The 5,236-nt window shown below is 51.2% G+C and carries 5 protein-coding genes; 3 read left to right on the top strand and 2 right to left on the bottom strand.

Annotated elements, in window-relative coordinates; genetic code table 11:
* Nucleotides 1-617, bottom strand: a 617-nt coding sequence (locus tag IQP38_RS26515; protein WP_228010100.1) for a PTS transporter subunit EIIC, incomplete at its 3' end; no start/stop codon positions are given.
* Nucleotides 618-882: 265 nt separating this feature from the next.
* On the opposite strand from IQP38_RS26515, the gene IQP38_RS17380 reads away from it, so the two are divergent.
* The 3 genes from IQP38_RS17380 to IQP38_RS17370 are packed head-to-tail and all read left to right on the top strand — an operon-like array spanning nucleotide 883 to nucleotide 4,260.
* Nucleotides 883-1,590 carry a response regulator gene (locus IQP38_RS17380; protein ID WP_042522238.1) on the top strand — a complete coding sequence of 236 codons (708 nt, stop codon included), beginning with the start codon at nucleotides 883-885 and terminating at the stop codon, nucleotides 1,588-1,590.
* A complete protein-coding gene (locus IQP38_RS17375; RefSeq protein ID WP_193837801.1) occupies nucleotides 1,580-3,010 on the top strand; it encodes an ATP-binding protein in 1,431 nt (476 codons plus the stop codon). Before IQP38_RS17380 ends, IQP38_RS17375 begins: the two co-directional genes overlap by 11 nt.
* 2 nt (nucleotides 3,011-3,012) lie before the next feature.
* On the top strand, nucleotides 3,013-4,260 hold the full coding sequence (locus IQP38_RS17370) for an ABC transporter substrate-binding protein (protein WP_193837800.1): 1,248 nt from the start codon (nucleotides 3,013-3,015) through the stop codon (nucleotides 4,258-4,260).
* Nucleotides 4,261-4,333: 73 nt separating this feature from the next.
* On the opposite strand, the gene IQP38_RS17365 is transcribed toward IQP38_RS17370, so the two are convergent.
* Nucleotides 4,334-5,236, bottom strand: a 903-nt coding sequence (locus IQP38_RS17365; protein ID WP_228010099.1) for a type III PLP-dependent enzyme, incomplete at its 5' end; no start/stop codon positions are given.

Genomic DNA, 5,236 nt, shown 5'->3' with positions numbered 1-5,236 from the left:
AGTGAACGTTCGCCCGCGCCGTAAACCGCCCACGCGAGTACAGGGTTTTGGTACGCTGCCCAATGAGAGAATGCATCAAGAAGTTGTCCGACAGGTGGCCATGCAAACGCGAGAATCGCACCAACGACGATCGCCGATAGACCGGTGACAATGGACACAAATCGCTTACCCGCGAAGAAGCCCAAATATTCCGGCAGTTTGATGTTGTAGAAGCGGTTGTACATGATTGCCGCCACCGCACCGATAAAGATGCCGCCAAACACCCCGGTTTGCAGCGTCTCAACGCCCATGATCGTGGCGTCAGTTTCTAGGCCGCGCAGGCCAGTCACGATACCGAGCGATGCGTTCATAATAATTAGGCCAACTAAGCCTGCGAGCGCAGCCGCACCGTCATTGCCTTTTGATAACCCGAGCGCCACACCGACCGCAAACATCAACTGCATGTTGCCGAACACGCCTTCACCGGCGGCGAGCATCACTTTGTTGACCGCGTCTGGAATAAACGCAAAACCCGCGTTACCAATACCCAGCATCAAGCCAGCCACCGGTAACACCGCCACAGGCAGCATCAACGACCGCCCTATTTTTTGTAGTTGTCCAAATATACTTGCAAACATGGTTTCCTCCTGACGAATGCCAGTGTTGTAGGACCTGATTCCTTCAGGTCATGTTGTTTCACGTAAGGTCAGGATGATCATAGCGAGCAAGGCGGCGCCTAAGGTTACAAAAGGCAATCAGTTTGTAAGTGGCCGCTTACAAATCTCTTACACCGAGAAGTGAAAATTGCAATCGGCTCGATTGTGCATGGGCGTTTAAGAATGCATCATATTGGCCAGCGCCAAACTCAGGGGCAGGCACAGGGACGGACACAGGGAAAGTAGGATGGAAAACAAGCAGATACTGGTCGTCGATGACAACCTCGACCTTCGCGAAGCGTTGTCGGATTACCTTGGCCGCGCAGGGTTTGAAGTGCTTTGCGCGGAAAACGGCGGCGTGATGTGGCAACTGCTCAACGATCACCATCCTGATTTGATCATCCTCGATATTATGATGCCCGGTGAAGACGGCTTTACCCTGTGCCAGAAACTGCGCAAAAACTCCGATATCCCAATAATCATGCTGACCGCCGTCACTGAAGAAGCCGACCGAGTCGCAGGGCTAGAAATGGGCGCTGACGACTACATCACCAAATCATTCAGTCCGCGTGAACTGCTCGCACGCATCAAAACCATTCTTCGACGCAGTCAATCGACCGCCAATGCCAAACTGACGCGTAAAGTGCGTTTTGACGACTGGTTGTTAGATACCGTGACGCGCCAACTGACCCACGTCGCTAGCCGCGAAGTTAAACAACTCAGCGGTGCCGATTTGTCGTTGCTTGGTTTATTTGTCAACCATGCACAATCGATATTGTCGCGCGATGATATTGCACGTGAGATTTGGGGACGCGATGCTGACCCGTTTGAACGCGGCATTGACGTGCAGATCAGTCGCTTGCGCCATCACCTTGAAGATAAAGACCGCTCGCTGATCCTAACGGTGCGCAACAAAGGCTACATGCTGACCACGGACGTGCATTATGAGAATTAAACGCTGGACGGGATCACTGGTCGTTCGCACGAGCGTGTTCCTATTGTTGGTGATCGTTCTGGCGCAGGTATTATCCGGGATTATCTGGTATCAACACGCCAGCGAACGCGATAAAGAAGGTTTGACTACGACGGCCAAAAGCTTGGCACTGAGCGCATCTTCCACCATCGCTTTCTTTCAAACCCTGCCTTCAGAATATCGTCACTTGGTGCTTAATCAATTACGCAACATGGGCGGCACGCGCTTTTTCGTTTCACTCAACAATCACCAGATTGACGTCGACCCGCTGCCAGATAGCGAGCGCAAAAAACTGGTCATCAACCAAGTGCGCGAGGTATTAGAAAGTGAGTTGAGCGGCATTCCTAATATTGAGGTGGAGTTCACACAACGTGACAAACTCAAAGTGTTCAACAACGAGCTACCTATCGACGAACTGCCACTATTGTGGGCGCATTATTCGCTTTCGTTTGGTGACCTCAATCCACCGATTCTGGTGATGCAGGTCGAAGTGGCGCAGAACGAATGGTTTTATCTCGCGGCGGTGCTGCCCGCGCCTTACATCAACCTCGAGACTAACTATTTTGAGCTGCGCCAATGGTTGACACTATCGCTGTCCGCGCTAATGCTTTTGCAGTGTACCTGGTTTATCGTTCGCAAAGAAATTCAACCAATTCGAGAGCTGGCAAAAGCTGCAACCCTGATGTCGAGCCGGTTAGACGTGCCCAAAGTGTATGAGCGAGGCAGTAACGAACTTAGAGCAGCGGTCCGTGCGTTTAACAAAATGAACCGACGCATCGACAGCCACATTAAAGACCGCGAAATGCTGTTCAGCGCCATCTCCCACGATCTGAAAACGCCAATAGCCTGCCTAAAACTACGAGCGGAAATGCTGGATGACGACGCCGACCGAGAACGCTTTGTCCGCCTGAGTAACGACCTAGATTTGATGGTCAAAGGCGCATTGCAATGTATTAAAGAGACCGACATCCACGAGGAAATCGAGCCGATCAATTTCACCCAACTGATTCAGCACATTTCCGCCAATATCGCCGATGCGCCGGACACAATTCGCATCCACGGTGAAATCCGCTCCCACTTTGCTGGTAAACCGTTAGCGATTAAGCGCTGCATTCAGAATCTGGTCGATAACGCGCTCAAATACGGCCATCAAACGGACATTAAGCTGAGTGAAAGCCCAGAGTCGATCCAGATTGAAATTGAAGATCACGGTGACGGTGTTGACGATTTATTACTTGAAAAGCTCTGCCAGCCATACTTCCGCGCTAGCAACGATAAAGAAGGCAGTGGGCTGGGGTTAACCATTTCACAGAGTATTGCAAAGGCTCATGGCGGCAACTTGTTGCTGAGCCATTCTCAGTTTGGCGGCCTCTGCGCCACACTGACTTTCCCGAGAGACTGACTATGAACAAACTGGCATTCTTGTTCCCAGTGTTACTCGCCCCTAGCGTCGCTGCTCTCGCGGAGCCGCCACATGGGGTAGAGTTTTTACATTGGTGGACTTCTGACGGCGAGCAGAAAGCTCTGCAAACACTTAAAGCCCAGCTGGAACAACACGATATTGAGCTATTGCAAAGCCCGGTGTTAGGAGGAGGTGGCGACAGTGCGATGACGGTAATGCAAGCTCGCGCCTTGGCGGGCAACCCACCAAGCTTTGCGCAAATTGAGGGGCCAAGTATTAAAGCGTGGGATGCCATCGGTGTTTTGTACAACGTCAACGCGGTGGCCGATGAGCAGCGCTGGGACGAGGTGCTCTACCCGCTGTCTATCGAAATCAATAAAACACAAAACGGCTATATCGCTCTGCCACTTACGCTGCACCGTTTGAACTGGCTGTGGGTCAACCACAAGCTACTTAAACAACTGAATCTGTCCGCGCCGAAAAATTGGCAAGAGATGTTTGCCGCCATGGAGCTTGCTAAGAAAAATGGCGTCGTACCGATCGCGGTCGGTGAGCAGCCTTGGCAAGTCGCCCAACTTTTCGAGAATTTAGTGATCTCCACTGGCGGTGTTGAGTTCTACACCAATGCGATGGTTAAACTAGAACGCGACAGCATCGACAGCGACACCCTGCGCCAAGCGCTGACGCAATTTCGTCGCCTGAGTTTGTTGATTGACAACCAATTACCTGACAGTAAGTGGGATACGGCGACCCAAGCGTTAGCCGACGGTCAAGCGCTGTTTCAAATCGGTGGAGATTGGATTTTGGGTGAGTTGCTCGCCAATCAAGTCTCAGTTCCGCAAGAGGTCGGCTGTTACCCAACGCCGGACAGCGATGGTGTATTCCTCTACAACATGGACAGCTTTGTGTTTATGTCGAGCAAGTCGTTTTCTGCTGAGGAGGCTCAGCAAACCGCGAGCGTGCTGGCAGACGTGGAGTTTCAAGCTAAGTTCAATCGGTTAAAAGGCTCGATTCCGGTACGCACCGATATCGACATCAGCGATTTTAATCCGTGTCAGGTCCAGTCATATCAAGACTTTCACTACGGCGTTAAGCACAACCTCGCTGTGCCGAGTATGATTGATTCGATGGCGGTCAATCCGGTTGCTCAGCAGGCGATAAACTCGGAAATCTTCCGTTTTTACCGCAATCCCAAAATGGAACCCGACGAGCTGATAAAACGCATTATTGCTATTTCGCAAAGCGGTTAATGGCAATGAATTTGTGCCGAGTGGAATAAAAAAGCCCCAATGATTGGGGCTTGAGTAAAGCGAAGTATGCCGTTTAGAAATAGTGGAAGATCGGCGGTTCATGCATCAAGAAGTTTTGATGGGAGATGTTCCACGCATAGGCGCCCGCTAAGGTAAACACAACATAATCACCAATATCGACGTGGGCGACGTGTTGATTGCGTGCCAGCACATCTTTGGGCGTACAAAGCTGGCCGACAAAAGTTGCTTGTGCATGCTGAATTGGGTGAGAAATCTCGTGGTGTTGCTCGCTTTTCAGGATGACGAATGGATGATCATGGCTCTGCGCTGCTGGCGTGCGGAAATGGTGGGTTCCTCCGCGCGCGATGACAAAGTTTTCGCCAAGATTTTGCTTAATATCCAGCACTTCCATTACGTAATAACCGCATGCCGCCGTGATGAAACGTCCGCATTCAAAACGCAGTGTCCAGTCTTGCACTTGCTCTTTAGCGATGAGGAATTCCAACTTGTCGCAAAACTCCATCCACGGAAAGTGTTGCTCAGGGGTTTGGTAGTTGATGCCCATGCCGCCGCCCAAGTTGATCATCAGCTCACCGAGTTCGAACTCCTGCTGCCACGCCTTCACGACTTGGAAATAGCGCTGCATCAACGCTAAGTGACGTTCAACATCGAGCTGATGCGACATCAAGTGAAAATGGAAGCCTTTGAGTGACACTTGCGGGAAATCGCGCAGCAACATCAAAGCATTACTCAGTTCGGACTCGTCCAAACCAAAAGGAGTCGGCTTGCCGCCCATCGCCAACTTGCTGAGCGTGATGTCGCCAATATCAATGTTCATACGCAAAAAGATCGAAGCAGGGCGGTTGAGACGCTCGGTTAGTGCTCCAATGCGTTGCAGCTCGGTGAGGCTTTCGACATGAATTGCATCAACATCCAGCTCAATCGCTTGTTGCAATTCACTTGGCATTTTTCCTGG

The sequence above is a fragment of the Vibrio sp. OPT41 genome, assembly GCF_015163595.1.
GTDB lineage: Bacteria > Pseudomonadota > Gammaproteobacteria > Enterobacterales > Vibrionaceae > Vibrio > Vibrio alginolyticus.
Note: the sequence above shows the minus strand (reverse complement) of the source record. Positions and strands in the feature narration are given on the sequence as shown.

What these genes read in the sequence shown, in the direction of transcription:
- IQP38_RS17380 (WP_042522238.1), top strand. Translation starts at nt 883, where the DNA reads ATGGAAAACAAGCAGATACTGGTCGTCGATGACAACCTCGACCTTCGC.
- IQP38_RS17375 (WP_193837801.1), top strand. Translation starts at nt 1,580, where the DNA reads ATGAGAATTAAACGCTGGACGGGATCACTGGTCGTTCGCACGAGCGTG.
- IQP38_RS17370 (WP_193837800.1), top strand. Translation starts at nt 3,013, where the DNA reads ATGAACAAACTGGCATTCTTGTTCCCAGTGTTACTCGCCCCTAGCGTC.